The organism is Acidovorax sp. T1, from assembly GCF_002176815.1.
Classification (GTDB): Bacteria; Pseudomonadota; Gammaproteobacteria; order Burkholderiales; family Burkholderiaceae_C; genus Acidovorax.
In genome coordinates this window covers 80144-103271 of the sequence record NZ_CP021648.1, presented here as the reverse complement: position 1 = coordinate 103271, position 23128 = coordinate 80144, and the positions used below count along the sequence as shown (strand labels likewise).

At 64.6% G+C, this 23128-nt stretch carries 21 protein-coding genes and 1 pseudogene; 11 read left to right on the top strand and 11 right to left on the bottom strand.

Annotated elements, in window-relative coordinates; translation table 11 throughout:
* Positions 1-15: 15 nt before the first annotated feature.
* Both CCX87_RS00455 and CCX87_RS00450 read left to right on the top strand, forming a co-directional pair.
* The gene (locus CCX87_RS00455; RefSeq protein WP_087742952.1) at positions 16-1173 is read left to right on the top strand and encodes an acyl-CoA dehydrogenase family protein; all 1158 of its coding nucleotides are present in this window, start codon (positions 16-18) and stop codon (positions 1171-1173) included.
* A 104-nt stretch (positions 1174-1277) separates the two neighbouring features.
* The gene (locus CCX87_RS00450; protein ID WP_232476619.1) at positions 1278-1661 is read left to right on the top strand and encodes a PaaI family thioesterase; all 384 of its coding nucleotides are present in this window, start codon (positions 1278-1280) and stop codon (positions 1659-1661) included.
* Between the two features lie 65 nt (positions 1662-1726).
* Here CCX87_RS00450 and CCX87_RS00445 read toward each other — a convergent pair whose 3' ends face one another.
* A complete protein-coding gene (locus CCX87_RS00445) occupies positions 1727-2641 on the bottom strand; it encodes a LysR family transcriptional regulator (protein WP_087742951.1) in 915 nt (304 codons plus the stop codon).
* 162 nt (positions 2642-2803) lie between these two features.
* Between CCX87_RS00445 and CCX87_RS00440 the strand changes: the two genes are divergently transcribed.
* Positions 2804-4114, top strand: a complete 1311-nt coding sequence (locus CCX87_RS00440) for a CaiB/BaiF CoA transferase family protein (protein ID WP_087742950.1) — start codon at positions 2804-2806, stop codon at positions 4112-4114.
* Between the two features lie 142 nt (positions 4115-4256).
* Here the strand turns inward: CCX87_RS00440 and CCX87_RS00435 are convergent, their stop codons facing one another.
* From CCX87_RS00435 to ttcA, 3 genes are read right to left on the bottom strand one after another with little or no spacing between them, the layout of a single operon-like run.
* Positions 4257-5375 carry a hypothetical protein gene (locus CCX87_RS00435; protein WP_087742949.1) on the bottom strand — a complete coding sequence of 373 codons (1119 nt, stop codon included), beginning with the start codon at positions 5373-5375 and terminating at the stop codon, positions 4257-4259.
* Positions 5376-5415: 40 nt separating this feature from the next.
* A complete protein-coding gene (trhP, locus tag CCX87_RS00430) occupies positions 5416-6855 on the bottom strand; it encodes a prephenate-dependent tRNA uridine(34) hydroxylase TrhP (RefSeq protein WP_087742948.1) in 1440 nt (479 codons plus the stop codon).
* Positions 6856-6890: 35 nt separating this feature from the next.
* Positions 6891-7832, bottom strand: coding sequence for a tRNA 2-thiocytidine(32) synthetase TtcA (gene ttcA / locus CCX87_RS00425; RefSeq protein WP_369825280.1), 942 nt, complete (start codon positions 7830-7832; stop codon positions 6891-6893).
* A 297-nt stretch (positions 7833-8129) separates the two neighbouring features.
* Here ttcA and CCX87_RS20605 point away from each other — a divergent pair, with 297 nt between their 5' ends.
* Genes CCX87_RS20605 through CCX87_RS00415 form a run of 3 tightly spaced genes read left to right on the top strand, consistent with a single transcriptional unit; the run spans position 8130 to position 10233 of the window.
* Entirely contained in the window at positions 8130-8297 is a 168-nt protein-coding gene (locus CCX87_RS20605; RefSeq protein ID WP_157667088.1) for a hypothetical protein, read from the top strand.
* Positions 8298-8346: 49 nt separating this feature from the next.
* Positions 8347-9261 (top strand): hypothetical protein, encoded by a 915-nt coding sequence (locus CCX87_RS00420; RefSeq protein WP_143218361.1) that lies wholly within the window; start codon positions 8347-8349, stop codon positions 9259-9261.
* A 42-nt stretch (positions 9262-9303) separates the two neighbouring features.
* The gene (locus tag CCX87_RS00415) at positions 9304-10233 is read left to right on the top strand and encodes a helix-turn-helix transcriptional regulator (RefSeq protein WP_158211988.1); all 930 of its coding nucleotides are present in this window, start codon (positions 9304-9306) and stop codon (positions 10231-10233) included.
* On the opposite strand, the gene CCX87_RS00410 is transcribed toward CCX87_RS00415, so the two are convergent.
* Positions 10208-11293: a homocysteine S-methyltransferase family protein gene (locus tag CCX87_RS00410; protein WP_087742945.1), complete on the bottom strand. Its 1086-nt coding sequence runs from the start codon at positions 11291-11293 to the stop codon at positions 10208-10210. The two genes, CCX87_RS00415 and CCX87_RS00410, sit on opposite strands and share 26 nt — an antisense overlap.
* A 205-nt stretch (positions 11294-11498) precedes the next feature.
* Between CCX87_RS00410 and recQ the strand changes: the two genes are divergently transcribed.
* Positions 11499-13346: a DNA helicase RecQ gene (recQ, locus tag CCX87_RS00405; RefSeq protein WP_232476448.1), complete on the top strand. Its 1848-nt coding sequence runs from the start codon at positions 11499-11501 to the stop codon at positions 13344-13346.
* 69 nt (positions 13347-13415) lie between these two features.
* Here the strand turns inward: recQ and CCX87_RS00400 are convergent, their stop codons facing one another.
* The 3 genes from CCX87_RS00400 to CCX87_RS00390 are packed head-to-tail and all read right to left on the bottom strand — an operon-like array spanning position 13416 to position 16476.
* Positions 13416-14759: a metal-dependent hydrolase family protein gene (locus CCX87_RS00400; RefSeq protein ID WP_087742944.1), complete on the bottom strand. Its 1344-nt coding sequence runs from the start codon at positions 14757-14759 to the stop codon at positions 13416-13418.
* A gap of 54 nt (positions 14760-14813) precedes the next feature.
* Entirely contained in the window at positions 14814-15596 is a 783-nt protein-coding gene (locus tag CCX87_RS00395) for an alpha/beta fold hydrolase (RefSeq protein WP_087742943.1), read from the bottom strand.
* Between the two features lie 10 nt (positions 15597-15606).
* Positions 15607-16476 (bottom strand): fumarylacetoacetate hydrolase family protein, encoded by an 870-nt coding sequence (locus CCX87_RS00390; protein ID WP_087742942.1) that lies wholly within the window; start codon positions 16474-16476, stop codon positions 15607-15609.
* Between the two features lie 225 nt (positions 16477-16701).
* On the opposite strand from CCX87_RS00390, the gene CCX87_RS00385 reads away from it, so the two are divergent.
* Positions 16702-17550 (top strand): helix-turn-helix domain-containing protein, encoded by an 849-nt coding sequence (locus CCX87_RS00385; protein ID WP_087742941.1) that lies wholly within the window; start codon positions 16702-16704, stop codon positions 17548-17550.
* 70 nt (positions 17551-17620) lie between these two features.
* Here the strand turns inward: CCX87_RS00385 and CCX87_RS00380 are convergent, their stop codons facing one another.
* Both CCX87_RS00380 and CCX87_RS00375 read right to left on the bottom strand, forming a co-directional pair.
* Positions 17621-18337: an SDR family oxidoreductase gene (locus CCX87_RS00380; RefSeq protein ID WP_087742940.1), complete on the bottom strand. Its 717-nt coding sequence runs from the start codon at positions 18335-18337 to the stop codon at positions 17621-17623.
* A 3-nt stretch (positions 18338-18340) separates the two neighbouring features.
* On the bottom strand, positions 18341-19537 hold the full coding sequence (locus CCX87_RS00375) for an MFS transporter (RefSeq protein ID WP_087742939.1): 1197 nt from the start codon (positions 19535-19537) through the stop codon (positions 18341-18343).
* A gap of 94 nt (positions 19538-19631) precedes the next feature.
* Here CCX87_RS00375 and CCX87_RS00370 point away from each other — a divergent pair, with 94 nt between their 5' ends.
* Positions 19632-20516 carry a LysR family transcriptional regulator gene (locus CCX87_RS00370; RefSeq protein ID WP_087742938.1) on the top strand — a complete coding sequence of 295 codons (885 nt, stop codon included), beginning with the start codon at positions 19632-19634 and terminating at the stop codon, positions 20514-20516.
* 72 nt (positions 20517-20588) lie between these two features.
* Here the strand turns inward: CCX87_RS00370 and CCX87_RS21605 are convergent.
* A pseudogene (locus tag CCX87_RS21605) lies at positions 20589-20789 on the bottom strand (PEP-CTERM sorting domain-containing protein); the annotation flags it as partial.
* A gap of 83 nt (positions 20790-20872) precedes the next feature.
* On the opposite strand from CCX87_RS21605, the gene CCX87_RS00360 reads away from it, so the two are divergent.
* Positions 20873-21610 (top strand): glycine zipper family protein, encoded by a 738-nt coding sequence (locus tag CCX87_RS00360; RefSeq protein ID WP_232476447.1) that lies wholly within the window; start codon positions 20873-20875, stop codon positions 21608-21610.
* A gap of 307 nt (positions 21611-21917) precedes the next feature.
* Positions 21918-23117 (top strand): threonine ammonia-lyase, encoded by a 1200-nt coding sequence (locus CCX87_RS00355; RefSeq protein WP_087742937.1) that lies wholly within the window; start codon positions 21918-21920, stop codon positions 23115-23117.
* The last annotated feature ends 11 nt before the right edge of the window (positions 23118-23128 follow it).

Here is a 23128-nt window from a genome sequence, read left to right as displayed (position 1 = left end):
TGAAAGAAACCGATCATGATCCGCGACCCAGAAACCCTTGAAGCCCTGCTCGACAGCGTGCGCCGATTCGTGCGCGAGCGCCTGGTACCAGCCGAGAACGAAGTGTCCGAGACCGACGAGATTCCCGGTTCAATAGTGCAGGAGATGCGCAACCTCGGCCTGTTCGGAATGACCATTCCCGAGCAGTTCGGTGGTCTGGAGCTGACCATGGAGGAAGAGTGCCGCGTGCTGCTGGAGCTGTGCCAGACCGCGCCGGCCTTCCGCTCCATCATCGGCACCACGGTGGGCATTGGCTCGCAGGGCATCCTGATGGACGGCACACCCGAGCAGCAGGCCCAGTGGCTGCCCAAGCTGGCCACGGGCGAGGTGATTGCCTCGTTCGCACTGACCGAGCCCGAGGCCGGATCGGACGCGGCATCGCTGCGCACCACGGCCATCCGCGACGGCGACCACTACATCGTCAACGGCACCAAGCGCTACATCACAAACGCTCCGCACGCCGGCATGTTCACGCTGATGGCGCGTACCAATCCCGAGGACAAGGGCGCGGGCGGCGTGTCGTCTTTCATCGTGGACGCCAAGAGCCCTGGCATCAGCTTCGGCAAATACGACAAGAAAATGGGGCAGCGCGGCGCCCATACCTGCGACGTGATCTTCGATAACGTCAAGGTGCCCGCCGCGAACCTGATCGGCCTGAAGGAAGGTCAGGGCTTCAAGACCGCGATGAAGGTGCTGGAAAAAGGCCGCATCCACATTGCCGCGGTGGCCGTGGGCGTGGCCAAGCGCATGCTGCGCGATGCGCTGCAGTATGCGCTGGAGCGCAAGCAGTTCGGCCAGGCGATTTGCGACTTCCAGCTGGTGCAGGCCATGCTGGCCGACAGCCAGGCCGAGCTGTACGCGGCCGAGTGCATGACCATCGACGCCGCGCGTCGCCGCGACGACGGGCACAACGTCTCCACCGAGGCCTCGTGCGCGAAGATGTTCGCCACCGAGATGTGCGGCCGCGTGGCCGACCGGGCAGTGCAGATCCTGGGCGGCGCCGGTTACATGGCCGAGTACGGCATCGAGCGCTTCTACCGCGACGTGCGCCTGTTCCGCCTGTACGAGGGCACGACGCAGATCCAGCAGATCATCATCGCGCGCAACATGGTGCGCGAGGCACGCAACGCATGAGCGGCATGGGCGCAGCGCCAGGCGCGTTGCAAGACCTGGCGCGCGACGAGCCGCACGGCGGTGCATGGCACAACGGTGCGGCGCCGCCCGACCGCAGCGCATTCATGCGCCTGATCGGTGCCGCCCAGGTGCCTGCGCCGCCAGGCAAGGTGCATGTGCGCCTGCCGCACCTGCGCGAAGAGCTGCTCAACCAGCTGCCTGCCGCGCACGGCGGCGTGATCATGACGCTGCTGGATTCGGTGATGTCGCGCGCTGCCGGCCAGCTGCCGGATGCGCCCTCGCAAACCGCTGTGACGGTGGAGATGTCCAGCCGCTTTCATCGCCCGGCACGCGGCGCGCTGCTGGCTGAGGGCTGGGTGGTGCACGCCACGCGCAGCCTGTGCAGCTGTGCGGGCCAGCTGATCGACGAGCAGGGCCAGGTGGTGGCCACGGCCAGTGGCACTTTCAAGTACTGGCTGGCGCCGACAACCTGGAAGTCATTGGAGTAAAAATATAGCAAAAAGTGGCTCTAGCCCTTGTAAATCAAGCGCCACAAGCTATCAATTAAGAAGCGTCACTTCAACTGCAATTGCCCTTGGGCATCGGCCACCAGCAGCTCCACCAGCTCCTGCGCAAAGCTGGGCAGGGCCTCCAGGCTGCGCACGCAGATCTGCATCTCGCGCACCGACCAGGCATCCGACAGCGGCACGATGGCGATGTCCATGGCCTGCGCGTGGCGGCTGGCGGCGGACTCGGGCAGCACCCCAACGCCCACGCCAGACTCGATCATGCGGCAGGCGGTCTCGAAGTTGCCGACCTGGATGCGCAGCTTGATCGGGCGGTGCAGCTGGTCGCTGGCCTGGCGCAAAAAGGCATGGATGGCGCTGGACTCGTGCAGACCGACATAGTCGAGCTCCAGCGTGTCGGCAAAGTCGATCTGCATCTGACCGTCGAGCGCGTGGCCGCGCGGCACAACCAGCACCAGGCGGTCACGGTGGTAAGGAAGGGTCTCCAGGTTTTCTGTGCGTACCAGGCCGGCGACGATGCCAATGTCCGTCTGCCCCTCGGTCACGGCGCGCACGATGTCGTGGGACAAGCGTTCGCGCAGGTCGATGTTCACATCCGGATTGCGACGCAGGTAAAGGCGCAGCACCGGCGGCAGGAACTCGCCCAGCGAGGTGGTGTTGCCAAACACGCGCACATGGCCCTTGATGCCACGCACGTACTCCTGCATGTCTCCGCGCAAGTGTTCGATCTGGCCCAGCACCATGCGCGCATGGGTCACAAAGGCCTGGCCCGGGGGCGTCAGCGTCACGCCCTGGCTGGTGCGGTACAGCAGCTTGGTGCCAATGCTCTCCTCCAGGTTTTTGATGCGCGTGCTCGCGGCAGGCAAGGAAATAAAAGACAACTCCGCTCCGCGCGTCATGCTGTTTGCTTCAGCAATGCGCACCATCAAACGCAGATCCACAAGATCGAAATGCATGGCCATGCACGCATTGTAGGAAAGCCCGCCCCCTCCACGTCGCCCCAGCCATGGCGCGCACAAACGCCGTCTTCAAAAATAGCAAAGCCGCCCCAGGCGCAGCCGCCATAGGATGGCGACCTTGCCTGCCAGGTGCAGGCCCATCGATAGGCACCACTGAAAGACGCCATGACCGCCAGCGACCACGTCACCGCCCCTGCCTCCCCCGCCCCGCACGGTGCGGCCCCGCAACGCCCCGGCGCCCTGAGCCACCTGCGCGTACTCGACCTCTCGCGCGTGCTCGCAGGTCCCTGGTGCACCCAGAACCTGGCCGACATGGGCGCCGACGTGATCAAGATCGAAAAGCCCGGCGAGGGCGATGACACGCGCCACTGGGGCCCGCCCTTTTTTGCCGATGCAGCCGGCACGCCCACGGACAACGCCTGCTACTTTGCTGCCTGCAACCGCAACAAGCGCTCCGTCACGGTGGACATGGCCACGCCCGAGGGCCAGGAACTCATCCGCGAACTGGCCTGCCAAAGCGATGTGCTGGTGGAAAACTTCAAGACCGGCGGCCTGGCGCGCTACGGCCTGGATTACACGAGCCTGAGCCGTCTCAACCCGCGCCTGATCTACTGCTCGGTCACGGGCTTTGGCCAGACCGGGCCGTACGCTCCGCGCGCCGGCTACGACCTGCTCGTGCAGGCCATGAGCGGACTCATGAGCATCACCGGCCACGCCGACTCCGAGCCCGGCGGCGGCCCTTTGCGCGTGGGCGTGGCAGTCATCGACCTGTTCACCGGCATGTACGCCACCAGCGCCATTCTCAGCGCCGTGGAAGCGCGGCACCACACGGGCCGCGGCCAGCACATCGACATGGCACTGCTGGACGTGGCCATGGCCATCCTGGCCAACCAGGGCGCGGGTTACCTCAACACCGGCAACGTGCCCCAGCGCCAAGGCAACACGCACCCCAGCGTGGTGCCCTACCAGGACTTCCCCACGGCCGACGGCAACATGCTGCTGGCCATCGGCAACGACGGGCAATTCGCACGCTTTTGCGAAGCCGCTGGCGTGGACTGGGCCCACGATGCGCGCTTTGCCACCAATGCCGGTCGCGTCACGCACCGCACCACCCTCATACCCATGATGGCCGCACTCACGCGCACGCGGCCCATGGCCGAATGGGTTCGTCTGCTGGAAGACAAGGCCGTGCCCTGCGGCCCCATCAACCATATCGGCCAGGCCTTTGACGACCCCCAGGTGCAATCCCGGGGCCTGCGCGTGGAGCAGGAGCGTTACCCCGGCGCCCAGCCGCCAGCGGGCGAACATGTCAACCGCGTGGTGACGACGGCCAGCCCGATGCGCCTGTCCGACACACCACCCACCCTGCGCCATGCACCGCCGGCCCTGGGCCAACATACCGAGCAAGTGCTGCGCGAACAATTGGGCGTGGACGCACAGCGCCTGGCCGCCCTGCGCGCCAAGGGCGTGGTGTAGTTGTGTAGGGTTCTGGGATGCCGCAGCCCACAGGGCGCCAGCGCGGAATGCACAGCACGACCGCTGGCAAGATGGGCACTGGCCGTTTCGGCCCACCCCACCAATACGCTTCCAAATTCATAGCTGCCAGCGCTTGTATTGGTTAGGCCGGCGGCACCGGCCCCACGGGCTCGGGCGGCAGCACGCCGCGCTGGGCCATGCAAAACGGCTGCACGCACGCAGCCCGCGTGGCATACGGGCAGCCCACGGTTTCGCACAGGCCCGATGCGCCATTGCGCGCACGCTCGTCCTCACGCGGCACCTGGCCGCTGGCTTGCAGCACGGCCATCTGGGTCCATGGGTCCAGGCGCCCCGTGGCCTGCTGCAGCATGTCGCGGCCGTACACGGTGGCGGCCAGTTGCGGCTGCAGGTCCAGCACCAGCAGCGCGCTGGTGCGCGGCGCGGCGGCATCCATGCCCTGCAGCACCAAGGCCACCACGCCCGACTGCAGCGCCTGCCCGCCCCCGGCGAAAGGCGCCTGCAATGCGCCCGCTGCACTGGACTTCGCCACCACCGCGCCGGCCGCTGGCGGTGCCTGGGCTGCCAGCCAGGGCACCGGCGCGCGCAAGGTCATCGCCAAGCCGCGCTGCCCCTCGGGCGTCAACACCACGCCCTGGCGCACCAGCCAGGTCTGCAACGGCGGCTGGTCGGAATCCAGCGCGCCACTCTCCAAAGCCTGGGCCATTCCGATGGGCCACGGTTGCGCGGCTACGACGCGCTGCGGAACGCCTGCTTGCGCCGTCACCTGCGCCACCAGCGCGCTGACCAGGCGTAACAGCTGTGCGCCCAGCCCTGACGCGGGCCAGGCCGTGCCGCCCACGCCAGAAGAAGCCGCTGATGCTGTCGCGCTGCCAGGAGCCGCCGGGGCACCACTGGGCAGCGCCGTTGGCGCAGCGGGCAACGCACCATCACTCCGCGTGCCCTGCAAGCTGCCATTGGCCGAACCACCCCGCAGTTCAAACCCCGCCGCCAGTTGCTCACGCGCCTGGGGCGAGATGCTGGCCTTGTCGGCCGGTGCAGGCAGCGGCCCGGCGGGTGGACTGGGTGATGAAACCGAGGGCGGCGGCGCGCTAGGGTCGGCCCCTGGCAGCAGTGGGGGTGCAGCGACGGGCTTTTGCTTGTCGAGCCCGAGTAACGCCGTCTGCCGCTGCGACGCCGCCTCGGCGAGGAACTGGGCCACGGGAGGCAAGGCGGAGCGAGAGGGGTCGATGGGGAGGGCCATGCGGGATTCTGAAGCGAATCAACCGCAGTGAACAGACCGTTCAGGCCAACATCGCAGGCTCAGTATTCCCCACAACAGGCTGCGACTCCATCACCTTCGCCAACAACGCCCCGCTATACCGCCCAGCCAGCGGTATCCACACGCGCACCGGGCTGCCCTGCGCCACGGCCACGCTCTGGCCTTCCACGTTGCGCATCTCCTGCAGCCGCACAGTGACATTCCCACTCGGGTGCACCACCTCAATCAGGTCGCCCACGGCAAAGTGGTTTTTCGTCTCCACCTGCACCCAGTCGCCCTGCAAACCCACTTCAGCCTGGCCTTCGGCGCCCAGCACCTCACCCACATACTGGCTGCGCTGCGTGGCCGAGTGGCCGTTGAGGTAGTTCTGGTAGTCGTTGCTGGGGCGGCGCTCGAGCAGGCCGCCGGTGTAGCCGCGGTTAGAGAGGCCTTCCAGCTCAATCAGCAGCTCGGGGTTGAAGGGGCGGCCGGCCACGGCGTCGTCGATGGCGCGGCGGTACACCTGGGCGGTGCGGGCCACGTAGTACAGGCTCTTGGTGCGGCCTTCGATCTTGAGCGAATCGACCCCGATCTGCGCCAGGCGCGCCACATGCTCCACCGCACGCAGGTCCTTGCTGTTCATGATGTAGGTGCCGTGCTCGTCTTCCATGATGGGCATCATTTGCCCGGGGCGGCCCGCCTCTTCGATCAGGTAGACCTTGTCGGCCTTGGGGTGGCGCTGGCCGCTGCCGGTGGTCGATGCAAAGGCTTGTTCGGCCTTTTGCTGCGCGGCTTCGAAGTTGAAGTCGCCTTCCATCTTTTGCGCAATGGCTTCGCCCGTGGTGGGGTCGATGTCGGCGTCGTGCGTGGCGTAGTTCCAGCGGCAGGCGTTGGTGCAGGTGCCCTGGTTGGGGTCGCGGTGGTTGAAGTAGCCGCTGAGCAAACAGCGGCCCGAATACGCAATGCACAGCGCGCCGTGCACGAACACTTCCAGCTCCATGTCGGGGCATTCCTGGCGGATTTTCTCGATCTCGTCCAGGCTCAGTTCGCGCGAGAGGATGATGCGCTCCACGCCCATCTTCTGCCAGAACTTCACCGCCGCCCAGTTGGTGGTGTTGGCCTGCACCGAGAGGTGCACCACCTGCTCGGGCCACTTTTCCTTGACCATCATGATCAGGCCCGCGTCGGCCATGATGAGGGCGTCGGGCTGGCAGTCGATCACGGGTTCGATGTCGCGCAGGTAGGTGCGGATCTTGTCGTTGTGCGCGATCAGGTTGCTGGTGACAAAGAACTTCTTGCCGCGCGCGTGCGCCTCGTCAATGCCTTGCTTGATCTGCTCCAGGCGGAACTCGTTGTTGCGCGCGCGCAAGGAATAGCGCGGCTGGCCTGCGTACACCGCGTCGGCGCCAAAGTCGTAGGCGGCGCGCATCTTGTCGAGCGAGCCAGCGGGCAGGAGGAGTTCGGGGGCTTTGAGCGTGGTCATGGGGTGGCCCTGTCTAAAAATCGTGGTGGTCAGGTTCAGCGGGGCATCACCGACAGGCCCGCGAGGGTACCCACGGGCTGCGCGGGCAATTCTTCGGCATCGAATGCCTTGTCGCCATCGGCATCGGCCAAACCGTTCGGCACCAGCCCTTTGAAGTCAAACTGGCGCGGGTCCATGAAGTGCGAGGGCACCAGGTTGCGCAGCGCCACGGCCATGTTCTCGATGCGGCCGGGGTAGAGCTGCTGCCAGTCGCGCAGCATCTGCCCGATCTGCTTGCGCTGCAGGTTCTCCTGGCTGCCGCACAGCGTGCAGGGGATGATGGGGAAGTTGCGGTGCTCGGCCCAGCGGGTCAGGTCGTCTTCGGCCACATAGGCGAGCGGGCGGATGATGAGGTGATCGCCCCGGTCGCTTTGCACCTTGGGCGGCATGCCCTTGAGCTTGCCGCCGAAGAACATGTTGAGGAAGAACGTCTGCAGCATGTCGTCGCGGTGGTGGCCCAAAGCGATCTTGGTGGCCCCCAGCTCGTCGGCCACGCGGTACAGAATGCCCCGGCGCAGGCGGCTGCACAGGCTGCACATGGTTTTGCCCTCGGGGATGTGCTCTTTGACGACGCTGTAGGTGTCCTGCGTTTCGATGTGGAACGGCACGCCCACCTTCGCCAAATATTCAGGCAGCACATGGGCCGGAAAGCCGGGCTGCTTCTGGTCGAGGTTGACGGCGATCAGCTCGAAGCGGCTGCCATTGCGCTGCTGCAGCATGCGCAGCACGTCCAGCATGCCGTAGCTGTCTTTGCCGCCCGAGACGCACACCATCACCTTGTCGCCGTCTTCAATCAGGCCGAAGTCGGTGATCGCCTGGGCCACCTGGCGCACCAGGCGCTTTTCGAGCTTGAGCGCGGCGTGGCTGCGTCCCTCATCGGCTTGCGCCATGACTGGCTCTTTGTCGCCGCGCAGGGTGGAAGGTGGGTCTGTGGTCATGAGAAGCAGGGCAGGTGAAACCGCCTCGAAGCTACAAGCAGTGCGTAGCCCGACGCATCGCTCGCTTGCCTAAGGGGTCGTGCGAGCGGGTTGATATGACGGCTACTCGGGGAGGGGCACGATTTTCCTACATTTCGTTTTCGAGCTACCTCGCGCCGGACAGGCTCTCGCGTCAGATGGCCGGGACATCTTTCGCTCCGGACCGCTGATCTCTGCCTTTTGGGCACCCCCACTCGCAAAACGACATGCCCTGTCGCGGTGGATACCGACAATGGTTCCTCACCACCGGAGGAACACATGATTTGGATCTTCATCGCGCTCGTGCTAATCGCATTTGCTTTCAAGATTGCTTCGCTGATGGCTGCAGCGTCACTTTGGGCCTTGTGTGCCAAGGCAAGCTTTCTGGTCGCCCTTATCGCCTTCGGAATTTGGTCGGTGCGTCGGCTTAGTCGGAGGGGTGGCTGAAACAATTTGTGTCGCGATAATGCTCAGACTTTTCAAGGGAGGGACCGTCATGCTGTCTGTTTTGCGATTGAGCCCCATGGCCGCCGCGCTCGCAGGAATATATGGTGTGGTGAGCACCGTGGATCAGGTGAACTCGTTTTTCAACGAGCACATCGAACGTCTCAAGGCGTCCGACAACAAAATCATCGCCTCCACAGGACGCGTCTTGGAGGGCGCTAAATTCGGCTTCGGCTTGGGGTACGCGGGCTCGATAGCCATCCTGGCCGCCGGCCAGTTGCTGCTGGGCAATACGCTGGCTGCCGTGGCTGTTGTCGGAGGGGCCGTGGCCATGACCAATCCCATCGCCATGACCTGCGCCGCCGTGGGCGCTGTCTATTACGGCTGGGCTGCGCTGACGGAACACGAGCGTAGTGCCATCGTGGACCGGCTGGCCGAGGGGCTAGAGATGGGCACCGAGCTGATCCGCTCGCTGATCAGCTTCGCCATCCGCACGACCAACGAGCTGCTGAGTTCCAAGCAGCTGCAGGAATTTAAAACGTTCATTGCGAACCAGGCGGCGCAGTTTGGAAAATCGCTGTACGACGTTACCCATCAGATGGCGGATTTCGTCAAAAGTACGGCGATCAAAGCCGGAGATTTGACCGGCCAAGCTTTAACGAGCGCATCGTCGGCCGTGAAGGGTGCCGCGCGGTTGGCAGGCCAGGCTGCTGGAGACACGGCGACAAAGGTGGGGCAGTTGACGGGCAAAGCCGTAGAGAGCACGTCGTCTGCGGTGAAGACAGCCGCGTCATCGGTAAGTCAGGTCGCAGAGAAGACAGCGAGCACGGCAAAAGGCACCGCCAAAGCGGTGGGCCGAGCTGCAACGTTGGTGTCAAAGCGTTCTGGCCCCGCGCTCCCCGGTTTGCCGCTCATGTCCACGGTGGAGTTCAAGGATGTGGACGGCAGCCCAGAAAAGACGCCCTGACTACCGCTCAACCCGTGCTGGCACGCCAGCATGCTACTTGCCATGCCTACACACGAGACCCTCGCGAGCCGGCTCGCCTCCCTGCTGACGAAGCTAAACCAAGGGGAAGCGCTCCGGCCGGCAGAGCTGGCTGAAGAGTTCGGCGTGAGTCTTCGCACCATCCAGCGCGACATCCGTGTAAGACTTTCGCACCTCGCATTGGAGAAGAAGAACGGCGCCTACGTGGGCTCGCCCCAGCAGTTCGGAAAGCTGTCGCTGACCGATGTAATGCGCTTTGCCGAAAAGGTCGGCCTCGCGCAGCTCCACGCCGATCTCCCCAGGCTGATCCAGGATGCGGTGAATGAATCTGATACGGGAGCGGTCTGGCGCATCCAAGGCCCGGAGTATGAAGAGCCTAGGCTGGCGACACGCCACTTTGAAGCGCTGCAGTTGGCGATCAAAGAACAGCGGCTGGTGCAGCTGAGCTACGCCGGGCCCACGGCCGTGGGCAGCGCCGTTGTCGAACCGTATCGGCTGTTGAACAAGGGCGGCATTTGGTATTTGGCCGCTCGCTCTCGGAGCCGGCCGCGGACATTCAGCTTGGCCCGCATCGGCACGCTCAGTGTGCTGGACCAAACATTCCAGCCCGACGCTGACTTTGTGCAGCGACTGGATACCGACGAAGGCATCTGGATCACCGACGCCCCCATGGAGGTTATCCTGCTTGTGGACGCTGCAGCCGCGCCCTACTTTCGACGGCGCAAGCTGATTCCACACCAGCAGATTGAGCGGGAGATGCCGGATGGCACTCTCACCGTGCGCTCACGCGTCCATCATGTGAACGAGATCGTTCCCATCGTCCGGTACTGGATCCCACACGTGGCCATCGTCGAGCCTGCATCCCTGCAGGCGACCATGGTGCGTGAACTGAGTACCTACGCCAGCCGGTATCCGGAACCGGACGCTGTTACGCCTGCGCAGCCAACGCCGTGAACCGCCCTCCGCCAGCCACATAGCGCGCAGGGACGTCCCGCACCTTCGCACTGATGGCCCCAATGTGGTCCGGCGTGGTGCCGCAGCAGCCACCCAGGATGTTGACCAGCCCCTCGGCCGCGAACTCGTGCACCAGGCGGCTGGTGATTTCGGGCGTTTCGTCAAAACCGGTGTCGCTCATGGGGTTGGGCAGGCCGGCGTTGGGGTAGCAGCTGATGAAGGTGTCTTCGGCCACCCGGTTCAGCTCCTGGATGTAGGGGCGCATCAGCGTGGCGCCCAGCGCGCAGTTCAGGCCAATAGCCAAGGGACGCGCATGGCGCACGCTGTGCCAGAAGGCGGTGACGGTCTGGCCCGACAGGATGCGGCCCGAGGCGTCGGTGACGGTGCCGCTGATGATGAGCGGCAGACGCTCGCCGCTCTTTTCAAAGAACTCGTCGATGGCGAACAGCGCGGCCTTGGCGTTGAGCGTGTCGAAGATCGTCTCGACCAGCAACACATCGGCGCCACCCTCGACCAGCGCCTCGACCTGCTCGTAATAGGCCGCACGTAGCTGCTCGAAGTCGACATTGCGCGCTCCGGGATCGTTCACGTCGGGGCTGATGCTGGCCGTCTTGGGCGTGGGGCCCAGGGCGCCGGCCACAAAGCGCGGCTTGTCGGGCGTGCTGTATTTGTCGCAGGCGGCACGCGCCAGCTGGGCCGATTTGAGGTTCATCTCGCGCGCCAGGTGGGCCATCTTGTAGTCCTCCTGCGCGACGGTGGTGGCGCCGAAGGTGTTGGTCTCGATCAGGTCAGCGCCCGCAGCCAGATAGCGCTCATGGATGTCGCGGATCACGTCGGGCCGCGTGATGCTGAGCAGCTCGTTGTTGCCCTTCACATCGCGCGGAAAGTCCTTGAACCGGTCGCCCGCGCCATCGGGCCCGCCGTAGCCCTCGCCCCGATACTGCGCCTCGCCCAGCTTGAAGCGCTGGATCATGGTGCCCATGGCGCCGTCGAGGATGACGATGCGTTGGGCGAGGATGGCGGGCAGTTGCGCGGCGCGGGTGTAGTGGAGGGCTTGCATGGGCTCTATTGTAGAAAGCCAGCCCCTCGCCCTCTTGCAGCGCACAATATGCGCCTGCCGCGCGCGGGGCCAAGCCCTGGCGCACCAAAAAATACCGGTCTTATCGGCACCAAGCGCTTGATTTGCATGCGCTGGCAGCTATCAATTTCAGAGTATCCGCTTGTCCTCTCGCCTGTCTTCCGCGCTATCCCCTGCCCATTCTGTTTTGCAGGACGTTTTTGGCTACGAGCAGTTTCGCGGCCCCCAGCAGGACATCGTCGAGCATGTGATCGCCGGCAGCGATGCGCTGGTGCTCATGCCCACGGGCGGCGGCAAGAGCCTCTGCTACCAGGTGCCGGCCATCGTGCGCCAGCAGCAGGGGCGAGGTGTGACCATCGTGATCTCGCCGCTCATCGCGCTGATGCACGACCAGGTGGGCGCGCTGCACGAGGCGGGGGTGGATGCCGCCTTTTTGAACTCCACGCTGAGCTATGACGAGGCGCAGGATGTGGAACTGCGCCTGCAGACGGGCGACATCACGCTGCTGTATGCCGCGCCGGAGCGGCTGAACACGCCGCGCTTTTTGGGTCTGCTCGACAGCCTGTATCAGGGCGGACACCTGAGCCTCTTCGCCATCGACGAAGCGCACTGCGTGAGCCAGTGGGGCCACGACTTCCGCCCCGAATACCGCGCGCTCACGGTGCTGCACGAGCGTTATGCGGGTGTGCCGCGCATTGCGCTCACCGCCACGGCCGACGACCTCACGCGCGCCGACATCATCGAGCGGCTGCAGCTCGAAGACGCGCGGCTGTTCATCAGCAGCTTCGACCGGCCCAACATCCGCTACCGCATCGAGGAGAAGAAAGACGTCACCACCCAGCTGCTGCGCTTCATCGAGCGCGAACATGCGGGCGAGGCGGGCGTGGTGTATTGCCAGTCGCGCAAGCGTGTGGAAGAACTGGCCGCTACGCTGAGCGATGCCGGCATCAGCGCCCTGCCTTACCACGCGGGCCTCGATACCAAGGTGCGCCAGAAGAACCAGGACCGCTTCCTGCGCGAAGAGGGCATCGTGATGGTGGCGACCATCGCGTTCGGCATGGGCATCGACAAACCCGATGTGCGCTTTGTGGCCCATGTGGACATGCCCAAGAACATCGAGGGCTACTACCAGGAGACCGGCCGCGCGGGCCGCGACGGCCTGAACGCCGACGCCTGGATGGCTTACGGCCTGAATGACGTGGTGAACCAGCGCCGCATGATCGACGAAAGCCCGGCCGGCGAGGAGTTCAAGCAGGCGCTGCGCGGCAAGCTCGATGCGCTGCTGGCGCTGGCCGAGGCCACCGATTGCCGCCGCGTGCGGCTGCTGGCCTACTTTGGCGAGGCCTCCACGCCCTGCGGCAACTGCGACAACTGCCTGACGCCGCCCGCCATCTGGGATGCGACCGACGCGGCGCGCAAGCTGCTGTCCACCATCTACCGCGTGAACCAGGCCAGCGGCATCAGCTTTGGCACCGGGCACATCATGGATGTGTTGCGCGGCAAGAAGACCGAGAAGGTCGCGCAGTTCGGGCACGAAAAGATTTCCACCTTTGGCATTGGCGCGGACCTGACCGAGCCGCAGCTGCGCGGCGTGCTGCGCCAGCTGATCGCCACCGGTGCCGTGGGCCTGCAAAAGGTGCTGCTGGACAGCGGCCACAGCTTTGACACCCTGTGCCTCACCGAGGGCTCGCGCGCGGTGCTGCGTGGCGAGGTGCCGGTGCAGCTGCGTGAGTCGGTGTCGTCCGCCCCGGCCAAACGCACGCGCACCCGCAAGGACACCGGCAGCGCCCCACCCGCCGCCGCCGCCAACCTGGGCCCCGATGCACAGGTGCGCTTCATCAACCTCAAGGCCTGGCGCGCCGAGGTGGCGCGCGAGCACAACCTGCCGGCCTATGTGATCTTTCACGACGCCACGCTGGCAGCCATTGCCGAGCGCAACCCGGGCACGCTGGAAGACCTGCAGGGCATCAGCGGGATGGGGGCGAAGAAGCTGGAGGCGTACGGGGCCGAGGTGCTGCGGGTGTGCAGACAGTGAAGGCACGGAGTGCGCGTCACGATCCGCGATGTGCACTCAGCGCCCTGTGCCGCCGTTTTCAGGCAAACGTCAATACGCTTCCGCAGCGATGGCCTCTTTGATCCCCTCCTCGCGCAGCGGGAAGTCAGCGCCAGGCAGGTGCAAGGCAGCCTGGGCCGGAACCGGGGTGGCGCAATCCTTGTGGATGACGCCGTCCTTCATCACCAGGTTAATTTTGGCCGGGTCGAGCAGAAGCGCCAGGTTCTTTAGGGGGTCACCGTCCACTAAGACGATGTCGGCCAGGAAGCCCGCCTTGAGCTGCCCAAGTTCATCGGGCTTTTGCATGATCTGCCCGCCCAGGCTGGTCGCGGCGCGCAGCGCCTCGGTCGGCGTCATGCCGATGTAGTCCACAAAATACTGAAGGTCGTTGGCGTTAGTGCCGTGCGGCATCCACGCAAAGCCATAGTCGCCGCCCGGCAGTATGCGGATGCCGCGCTTGTGCATCTTGCGCAGCGACTCGGCCGCGACCTCCAGCTCTCGCTTGTAGCCCATCGTCTCAGCCACCGACTCGGTGATGCCGTACTCGGCGGCGTTGTAGTTGGTGCGAATCAGCCAGCCGATGCCGGGCGCCACAAAATGCCTGTCTTTGGCGGCTTCGAGCATGTCGAGTGCCTCCTCGTCGGCAAAGCTGGCGTGGTAGATCATCTCGATGCCGTGGCGCACGCATTGCTTGACCGATTCGCTGGAGCGGGCATGCGCGGCAATGCGCTTGCCGTAGCGCTTGGCCTCCTGCGCCAGCATAGCCACCTCTTCCTCGGCAAACGGCGACATCTCGGCGGGCAGTCCGGCGATGTACTCGCCCGACAGGTTGATCTTGAGGTGATCGACGCCGTATTTGATGAAGGTTCGGGCCGAGCGCCGGATTTCCTCCGGACCGCTGCAAACGCTTCCGAAGCTGAGCTCCTCAAAGGGCATGTGCGGCAAGGTGTTGTCTCCCAGCGCGCCGATGGTGGTGATTTCCTGGCTGCCCGCCAGATAGCGCGGGCCGGGGAACTCGCCCGCATTAATGGCATTGCGCAGCACCACATCTAGGCGCGGCTTGGCGGCCGCCGCGCCAATCGCCGAGGTCCAGCCCATGTCGAGGTAGCGCCTGGCCACGCGGATGCACCACAGCATGTGCTCCTCGGGGGGCATGAACTGGATGGCGGCCAGCGATGGCTGATCGTTCCAGGAGAAATGCGTGTGCGCCTCGGTCATGCCAGGCATCAGAAAGCGCCCCTTGCCGTCGATCACGCGGGCGCCTTCGGTATTGACGCGTTCTGGCGAGCGGGCCACCTCGATAATGCGCTGGCCCTCCACCAAGACTTCGCCCGTGAAGGTGGCAGCCCCGGTGCCGTCGAAGATAGTGACGTTGGTGAATGCTGTGCGGTTCATGTTTATCTCCTCCGGTCCTGTGGTGGCCGGTAATGGGTTGATGAAGGGTGAAACTCAGCGGATCGATGCGTAGAACTGTTCGAGTTCCTGCACGCAGCGTTGCGGCTGCTCGTAGGTGGCCCAGTGGCCGCAGCCTTCCAAAACAACCTGGCGACAGCCCGCGATGCGTGCGGCCATGGCCGCCACGGTCGCCGGCAGGGCCACGCCGTCTTGGTCGCCTGTCAAAAGCAACACAGGGACAGCAATGCGCTCAATCTCGGCCGCCTGGGCACCCGCGAGCGCTTCGCAGCTTTGCGCATAACCTTCCGGTGACTGGCGCATCACGCTTTCGCGCACCAGCGCCAACACGGCCGGTTGCAACTCCTTGGTTTCCCGGCTCGTCGCACCCTTGACGATGGCGTCGGCGATCTCCTGCAGGCTGGCCACACCACCCCGCGCCAGTTCTGCACGGGCAAGGACGCCGGGACGGCCGGCCTCGGGCGGCGCGACCAGAGGACCGAACAGTGCCAGCGACCTGACCTTGCCGGGATTGCGCACCGCCAGGTGCTGCGCCACGATAGTTCCCATGGAATGGGCCACGACATGCACCGACTCCACGCCCAGGCTGGCCAGCAAGGCTTCGAGCGAATCTACATACCGCTCGATGGAAAGCGGCTGCGATGGCAGGCTGGAACGGGCGCTGCCCGGCAAGTCAGGCCGAATCACCTTGAAGCCGGTGAGTGCGGGCAGCAGCGGCGTCCAGGTGTTCGACGAGCCGCCCAGGCCGTGAATGCACAGCAGGGCTTCGCCCTCGCCTTCGATCTCGACCGCCAGGCCGTTCAGTAGTTGGGTCGTCATTTTCAAACCCTCAGACGAAACGGTTTTCAATCGCGCCGAGGCCATCGATCTCGATGCGCACCACGTCGCCGGCCGCCAGATAGCGGGGCGGCTTCATGCCCATGCCCACGCCGGCGGGCGTGCCCGTGGCAATAACGTCGCCCGGATACAGCGTGATGCCCCGCGAGATGGTTTCGATCAGCGTCGGGATGTCGAAAATCATGTTGTCCGTCGGGCCGTCCTGGCGCAACTCGCCATTGACCCAGCAGCGCACGGTCGTCTTCGTGCCGTCAAACTCGTCGGCAGTCACGATCCACGGCCCCATCGGGCAGAAGGTGTCGAAGGACTTTCCCATGTCCCATTGCCCGTGGCGCATCTGCACGTCGCGCGCCGTCACATCGTTGATGACCGTGTAGCCAAATACATGGTCAAGCGCAGCTGCGCGCGTGATGTTCTTGCCGCCCTTGCTGATGACCACGGCCAGCTCGGCCTCGTAGTCAATCTGCGTGGAAATCTCGCTCGGCACCGACACGTCGTCGTGCGGGCCAACCACGCACTCGGGCACCTTTGTAAAAACGATGGGCCATTCGTCAGTTTTTGCGTTGTTGTCCTTGAAAACCGATGCCGACAGCTCCTTGGCGTGGGCGTGGTAGTTGCGACCGACACACCAGATGTTGCGCCGAGGCTTGGGCAGCGGCGCTTCCAGTTCGACGTCGGCAAGTTTGACTGGCTCGCCCAGTGAAGCTGGCATCTTGCCGCCTTGGGCCAGCGTCTCAATGATGCTCAGGGCACCTTTTTCGCTCTGATCTGCTGTCAGATCGAGTCGGGTGACGTGCAAGCCGTCGGCGGACACGAGGCCCACCTGGCGCTGGCCAGCGTGGAGATATGTTGCGATTCGCATGAAGGGGCTCCGGTAAGTTGCAATCTGCTCTTGTCTCGCGGTGCAAAAGCGTCGCGCTGCGCAGTGGAATTGACTGTATGCACGCTGCCCCGCTGGCGCTTATCGGTTCATCGGGCGGCGTATCAAACAGTCTGGCGATGAACTAGGGACTTTCCCGGACCGAGGTATTTCCAAGCCCTGACGACAGCAACAATTGCCCTCGTTCGACAGTCAGGAGTTCACAACATGGCAGAGGCCTACGCACTGCATGAAGGCGCCTTCGGTACCGCCATCGTTCTGGAAGTGCGCGCCAATCTGGTCGCGCATGCACACTCTGAAACGCAGATGGCGTTCTGGCTGGGTGGTGCGCGCGCCAACGCCCGCGTGGGAGCGCAAGTGGTGGAATACAGCGAGAACGTGGCGCTGGGGGTGAACACGTTTGAATCGCACGACATGACGGTGCTGGACGACAGCGGCTCGTGCCTTTTCCTGGCCTTCATGCTCTCGAGGCAATGGCTGGAGGACCGTGAACAAGCCCGAGGTCGGACCTTGCGGTTTCCTTCGCCCCGCATCCCCATCGATGCGGCGCTGCGCCAGTCGTGCTGGCGCATCCTCGATCTCATCCTGTCAGCACACGAAGCGCAGACGGCCATTGATGACGAAGTTGAGCGGCTGCTGGAGGCCGCCATTGATGCGTCCAGCGGGCAATCCACCAACGCACGGGCCAGTGTGGGCCTGTCGCTGGACCATCGCGTGCGCAACGCGATCGCGTACATGCGTGCTCATGTCGCCGAAAAAATCGCGGTGGACGACATCGCGGCCAAGGTCGGCTTGTCGCGCGCCCATTTTTTCACCCTGTTTCGCGATCAGCTGAACACTACCCCGCAAGTGTTCTGGAGCGCAGTCAGGGTTGAAGAAGCCATGCGACAGGTCGCCGAGGGACGCGCGTTGACCGAAGTTGCCCTGGACCTGGGGTTTTCAGCGCCAGGTAATTTTTCGAGATTTTTCAAGGAACATACCGGCGTTTCTCCCTCCGTCTTCCGGCGGGCTGCGCGCGAGCCGCTACCGACCACGGTGACGGGCGTGCGGCGTTGAGTCCGCATCGTCCGCGCGGAGGCGCGCTGGAGACTTCAAAGTGCTTTGATCTTCTCGCGTTCACTCCTTCTCATACCAAACTGCCGCCGCCATTCACGTGCAGCACTTCCCCTGTGAGGTAAGGGTTGGTCAACGCGAACAACGCCGCATCCGCTATATCATCCGGCGCCCCGACCCGACCTGCCGGCAGCTTGGTCGCCAAATCGGCGAAGAACGCCTTGCGGCTGGCTTCATCCATGAAGGCCCACCCTTCGGTTTCCACCACGCCCGGCGATATGCCATTGACGCGCACCGGCGCAAGTTCGACAGCAAGCGCGCGAACCAGGCCTTCGACGCCGGCATTCAGTGCGGACACCATGGCGGTGCCAGCCCCAGGTCGATCCGCCGCCAGGCCAGAAAACAGCAGGATCGAGCCGCCTGGCTGCAGGTTCGACAAGCCGAACTGCACCAAGTGGATCGGCCCCCAGAACTTGCCAGACAGCATGCGGTCGATGGCATCGCGCGGCATGGTGGCCAGGGGGCCATAGGTCAGGTCGGCAGCGGTGGAGACAAAGTAGTCGTAAAGGCCCACTTGCTTGAAACCCGCTTCGGCGGAAGCGGCATCGCCCATGTCCATCTGGACGAAATTCACCTGACCGGCGAGGCGCTTGCCGGCCTTCGCGAGCTTTTCTTGCGACCGGCCCAGCACGGTGACCCGGGCGCCCCGCGCCAACGCGAGGTGGGCAATCGCAAAGCCAATGCCGGAACTGCCGCCAGCGATAACAATGTGTTTATCTTGGATGTTCATTTTTCATACTCCTGGTTTGCTAAAAACGGGCTGGGCTGCATTCAGTGACGCGGGTTTGACGCCGAGCCGGAATGCCAGAACGGCAGCGAAAATAAGGGGTGCGAAGCCAACGGCCATAGGCATCAGCGCACCATGATGGCTGGCCCAGCCGCCCAGGAGTGAACCGCCCGCGATACCCAGGTTGAAGGCGGCGATGTTCATGCCCGAAGCCAATTCGGGGCTCCCCCGCGGGTTGTGTTGGGCGGCCACCAGCACGGTCTTTTGCAGTACTGGAACAGCTCCGAAAGACGCGAGGCCCCAGATGACCATCACCACAGCCATGGCCGCGGCCGAGGTCGCGCCAGCATAGGCGCCAGCCAGTGCGACGAATATGCCGATGACCACACTCAAGGACGCAGCCCGGCTGCCCACCCGGTCCACGAATCGCCCCCCGAACGCATTGCCCGCGGCAGCACTGACGCCATACAGGAAAAACATGCCAGTCACCCCGCCGGAACCAAGTCCTGTCGCCTTTTCCAGCAGGACGGAGATGTAGGTGAATCCCGTAAAGGAGCCACAGTAGACCAGGGCAGTCAGAGAGACGGGATGCAAAGTGCCGCGATCTCCCAGCGTGGCCCCTACCGAGGCGGTCGTAGACGCAGGATCGTGCCCCGATTGGACGACCGGCGTGAACCGCAACAATGCCGCTGCGCTCAATGCACCGATCACGGCGATGCCGATGAACACGTCTTGCCAACGGAAGTAGCCGCCTGCTAGCGTGCCCAAGGGAACGCCCAATATCAGCGCCAGGGTAAGGCCGCCAAACACCATCGCAATGGCGTTGCCACTGCGCTCGGGCCCTGCGGTGACAGCCGCGGTGGATGCAGCCAGCGCAATCACAACACCATGCATCAGACCCGCCAAAAACCGGCTGCCCCACAGCAGCGGCAATGACGACGTGAGCGCTGTGGTTGCGTTGCCTGCAGCAAATAGCAGCATGCTGATGGCCAGCACCCTGGGACGCGGTGCACGGGCCAAGAGAGCGCTCAACGTGGGTGCGCCGATGCTCACACCGATGGCGTAGATACCGATCATCATGCCGACCGATCCGACAGAGATACCCGTGCTGGCCGTGATGGATGGCACGAGGCTGACGGCAACGAATTCGGCAAAACCCAAGGCGAAGGTGCACGCACTGAGTGCGAGTAATGCAGGGGACATGAGGCTCTTTCTGAATGCGAGCCTGCATGGTATTTGTCAGCCATAGCATTGATAATCCACGAATTCAATCAAACACTATTGCAGTTTTGCAAAAATGCACTCTCTCGAAGGTCTGCTGGAATTCGTTGCGGTCGTCGATTGCGGAACCTTTACCGCGGCGGCGCGCCAGCTCGGGGTATCGGTTTCGCACATCAGCCGGCAGATCGCCGGCCTCGAAAGTCGACTTGCGACACAACTGTTTATCCGCACCACCCGGCAGATGCAGTTGACGCAGCCCGGTCGTCGGCTGTTCGATATCAGCCAACCGCTGATCCAGGAATTGCTGGGTGCACAGGACACCTTGCTGGCAACGCACGAAGCCATCGAAGGCAACCTTCGCATCAGCCTTGCTGGAAAGTTTGCGGAAGACGAGCTGGTGCCTTTGCTCACCCGTTTTTGCGTGGAGCATCCTCAGGTGCAACTGGATATCGATGTTTCGGCACGCAATGTCGATCTGCTGGCGGAAGGTTTCCACCTCGCGGTGCGCATGGGGCCTCTGCAAAGTAGCAGTTCACTCGTTGCCACACGCCTGCTCTCGCTGCCTATGCATGTACTGGCAAGTCCGAAAATGTTGCAGTCGTTGCCGGACATTGATTCTCCGGCCGACCTGCCCCCCGAGCAGTGTTTGTCGCTGGGCAGCAGGCCGTGGGAATTCAGCAAGGGCAAGCGCCGCAGCGGCGTCAAGCCGGCCGGGCGCTTTTCGAGTAACAGCGGCGCCGCGGCCATACAGGCGGCACTGGATGGCCTGGGGATTGTCAGCGTGCCGGCGTATTACGCAGCGGGCCACGTTGAAAGCGGCCGTCTGGTGCGAGTCCTGCCCGACTGGACGTCCACCGATGAGAGCATTTTTTATCTGGTCTTTCCGGCCACACGCCACATGCCGCTGCGCGTGCGCCGCCTGATTGAATACTTGCAGGAGCAACAGAACAGGGCAGTATGACTTGCGTCTCCACATGTGCTTTAGCTCACCTCCAGATTTCTCATTTTCACCTCTGAAGCAGGCCGCTTTGCGGCGGCGAGCCACAGCCAAGCCCACCAGTGAAAGGCCGATCAAGGCGATGGACCCTGGCTCGGATACTGCGTTGGGTGGGTCTCTCAAAACCAGCGATGTCGTGATCAGCAAATTGGACTGCGTGGTGTGCCGTTCAGCGAAAAAGAAAGCGAAGCTGTGATCGCCAGTTGGCTTGCCGGCCCTCAGCGTATCCAGATTCACGGTTTGACTTAGAGCGTCATGCACGCCGCCAAAATCGATCCCGAGTTGCGGCGCTGGTACATTCTTCCTCCTGGAAACGGCCTATGGATGCGCCCACCCACCGCGCTAACCTGGCGTTCCAATACGACATGACCACCACACGCCGCCCCCGCACCACGACCGCCATCGCCGCCGCGATGGGCCTCGGCCGGGGCGGCAAGCACGCCCTGCAAGCGCTGCCGCAACGGCTGTGCGCCGGCCTGATCGCCCTGGTGCTCGCAGGCTGCGCCGCGCACGGCCCAGACCTGCCGGCGCAACTGGCGCCCGACGACACTGCCAGCGCTCGCTACAGCGCCGACCTGGCCACTTGCCGCCAGCACGCTACCCAGGTGGGCGTAGTGGCCGAAACGCTGGACGGCCTGGTGCAAGGTGCGCTCGTGACAGCTGCGCTGGTGTGGGGCTTGGGCTACGGGCACGACACGGTGCGCGACTGGGCCGCCGTGGGTGGCGTGCTGGGTGCCACGCAGGGGCTGCAGGCGCTGGAGCGGCGCCAGCGCACCGAAGCAGCCTGCATGGTGGCCAGGGGCTACGGCCCGGTGGCTGCCATGCCCCGGCCGATGCCATGGCGCCCCGCGCCCACCGCAGCGCCGGCACCGCCCCGCCTGATCGGCACCGACGCCTTCAGCGCCGAGCGCCTGGCGCGCAGCCAGTCGTGCAGCGAGCAGCCCGTGGCCTCGCTGGCGGCCAAGGGGCCTGGGTTCGAGACCTACAGCGTGGCCTGCGCCAACGGCGATGCGCTGGCGATCCGCTGCGAATTCGGCAACTGCAGGGTGTTGCGCTAAGGCCGGCAGTGATCGACGGTGCCCGGCAGATTCACTATCAAAATGTGAGCTTCCAACGCTTGCTGCACAAGCGCTAGAAGCCATTTTTACCTGAAACGCGACATATCTCAAACCCCGTTCGCCCTGAGCTGTCGAAGGGCTGTTTGCAAGGGGCGCCCTGGCTTGGACAGCTCAGCGCGTACGGGGTTGGTCTAAGGTATGTCGCCAATCAGGCTCAATCGACCGCAAGCGCTTTATCCATAAGCGCATGCAGCTATCAATAGAGTAGTTTTTTAGCGTTGTGCGCTGCTGCCCCACAATCACGGTCATGCTTTCCATTCAAGACATTCGCGATGCGGCCACCCGGCTGCAGGGCCAGGTGCTCGATACGCCATGCGTCGAATCGCGCACGCTGTCGGACATCGTCGGCGCCCAGGTTTTTCTGAAATTCGAGAACCTGCAGTTCACTGCCTCCTTCAAGGAGCGCGGCGCCTGCAACAAGCTCACCCTGCTCACGCCGGCCGAGCGCGCCCGGGGCGTGGTGGCCATGAGCGCCGGCAACCATGCGCAGGGCGTGGCCTACCACGCGCAGCGCCTGGGGCTGCGCGCCGTGATCGTGATGCCGCGCTTCACGCCCGGCGTGAAGGTGGAGCGCACGCGCGGCTTTGGCGCCGAGGTGGTGCTGCATGGCGACACGCTGGAAGAGGCGCGCGCCCATGCCTACCACCTGGCAGATGCCGAGGGGCTGGTGTTCGTCCACCCCTACGATGACGCAGCCGTGGCCGCCGGCCAGGGCACGCTGGCGCTGGAGATGCTGCAGGCCGTGCCCGACCTGGACACCCTCGTCATCGCCGTGGGCGGGGGCGGGCTGATTGCCGGCGTGGCCACGGCGGCCAAGGCGCTGCGCCCGGGCATCGAGATCATTGGCGTGCAGACTTCGCGCTTTCCGGCGATGGTGAATGCCATCCAGGGCACGCACCACCCGCAGGGCACGTCCACCATCGCCGAGGGCATTGCCGTGGGCACGCCCGGCACCCTGACGCAGGAAATCGTCAAGCGCCTGGTGGACGACCTGGTGCTGGTGGACGAGGGCGACATCGAGCAGGCCGTGCTGATGCTGCTGGAGATCGAAAAAACCCTGGTCGAAGGCGCGGGCGCCGCAGGCCTGGCCGCGCTGCTGCGCTACCCCGAGCGCTTTGCCGGCAAGAAGGTGGGGCTGGTGCTGTGCGGCGGCAACATCGACCCGCTGCTGCTGGCCGCCATCATCGAGCGCGGCATGGTGCGCTCGGGCCGGCTGGCGCGCATCAAGGTCAGCGCACGCGATATCCCGGGTGTGCTGGCGCGCATCACCGCCACCGTGGCCGACGCGGGGGCCAACATCGAAGAAGTGCACCACCAGCGCGCCTTCACCATGCTGGCCGCGCAGAATGTGGAGATCGAACTGGTGCTGCAAACGCGCGGCCAGCCCCATGTGGCCCAGGTGCTGGAGGCATTGCGTGGCGCCGGCATGGAGGCGGCGCTGATGTAAGCCCCCGGTGC

Excerpts from the sequence above, each read along its gene's own strand:
- CCX87_RS00455 (WP_087742952.1), top strand. The coding sequence starts at position 16 with ATGATCCGCGACCCAGAAACCCTTGAAGCCCTGCTCGACAGCGTGCGC.
- CCX87_RS00450 (WP_232476619.1), top strand. The coding sequence starts at position 1,278 with ATGCGCCTGATCGGTGCCGCCCAGGTGCCTGCGCCGCCAGGCAAGGTG.
- CCX87_RS00445 (WP_087742951.1), bottom strand. The coding sequence starts at position 2,641 with ATGGCCATGCATTTCGATCTTGTGGATCTGCGTTTGATGGTGCGCATT.
- CCX87_RS00440 (WP_087742950.1), top strand. The coding sequence starts at position 2,804 with ATGACCGCCAGCGACCACGTCACCGCCCCTGCCTCCCCCGCCCCGCAC.
- CCX87_RS00435 (WP_087742949.1), bottom strand. The coding sequence starts at position 5,375 with ATGGCCCTCCCCATCGACCCCTCTCGCTCCGCCTTGCCTCCCGTGGCC.
- trhP (WP_087742948.1), bottom strand. The coding sequence starts at position 6,855 with ATGACCACGCTCAAAGCCCCCGAACTCCTCCTGCCCGCTGGCTCGCTC.
- ttcA (WP_369825280.1), bottom strand. The coding sequence starts at position 7,832 with ATGACCACAGACCCACCTTCCACCCTGCGCGGCGACAAAGAGCCAGTC.
- CCX87_RS20605 (WP_157667088.1), top strand. The coding sequence starts at position 8,130 with ATGATTTGGATCTTCATCGCGCTCGTGCTAATCGCATTTGCTTTCAAG.
- CCX87_RS00420 (WP_143218361.1), top strand. The coding sequence starts at position 8,347 with ATGCTGTCTGTTTTGCGATTGAGCCCCATGGCCGCCGCGCTCGCAGGA.
- CCX87_RS00415 (WP_158211988.1), top strand. The coding sequence starts at position 9,304 with ATGCCTACACACGAGACCCTCGCGAGCCGGCTCGCCTCCCTGCTGACG.
- CCX87_RS00410 (WP_087742945.1), bottom strand. The coding sequence starts at position 11,293 with ATGCAAGCCCTCCACTACACCCGCGCCGCGCAACTGCCCGCCATCCTC.
- CCX87_RS00400 (WP_087742944.1), bottom strand. The coding sequence starts at position 14,759 with ATGAACCGCACAGCATTCACCAACGTCACTATCTTCGACGGCACCGGG.
- CCX87_RS00395 (WP_087742943.1), bottom strand. The coding sequence starts at position 15,596 with ATGACGACCCAACTACTGAACGGCCTGGCGGTCGAGATCGAAGGCGAG.
- CCX87_RS00390 (WP_087742942.1), bottom strand. The coding sequence starts at position 16,476 with ATGCGAATCGCAACATATCTCCACGCTGGCCAGCGCCAGGTGGGCCTC.
- CCX87_RS00385 (WP_087742941.1), top strand. The coding sequence starts at position 16,702 with ATGGCAGAGGCCTACGCACTGCATGAAGGCGCCTTCGGTACCGCCATC.
- CCX87_RS00380 (WP_087742940.1), bottom strand. The coding sequence starts at position 18,337 with ATGAACATCCAAGATAAACACATTGTTATCGCTGGCGGCAGTTCCGGC.
- CCX87_RS00375 (WP_087742939.1), bottom strand. The coding sequence starts at position 19,537 with ATGTCCCCTGCATTACTCGCACTCAGTGCGTGCACCTTCGCCTTGGGT.
- CCX87_RS00370 (WP_087742938.1), top strand. The coding sequence starts at position 19,632 with ATGCACTCTCTCGAAGGTCTGCTGGAATTCGTTGCGGTCGTCGATTGC.
- CCX87_RS00360 (WP_232476447.1), top strand. The coding sequence starts at position 20,873 with ATGGATGCGCCCACCCACCGCGCTAACCTGGCGTTCCAATACGACATG.
- CCX87_RS00355 (WP_087742937.1), top strand. The coding sequence starts at position 21,918 with ATGCTTTCCATTCAAGACATTCGCGATGCGGCCACCCGGCTGCAGGGC.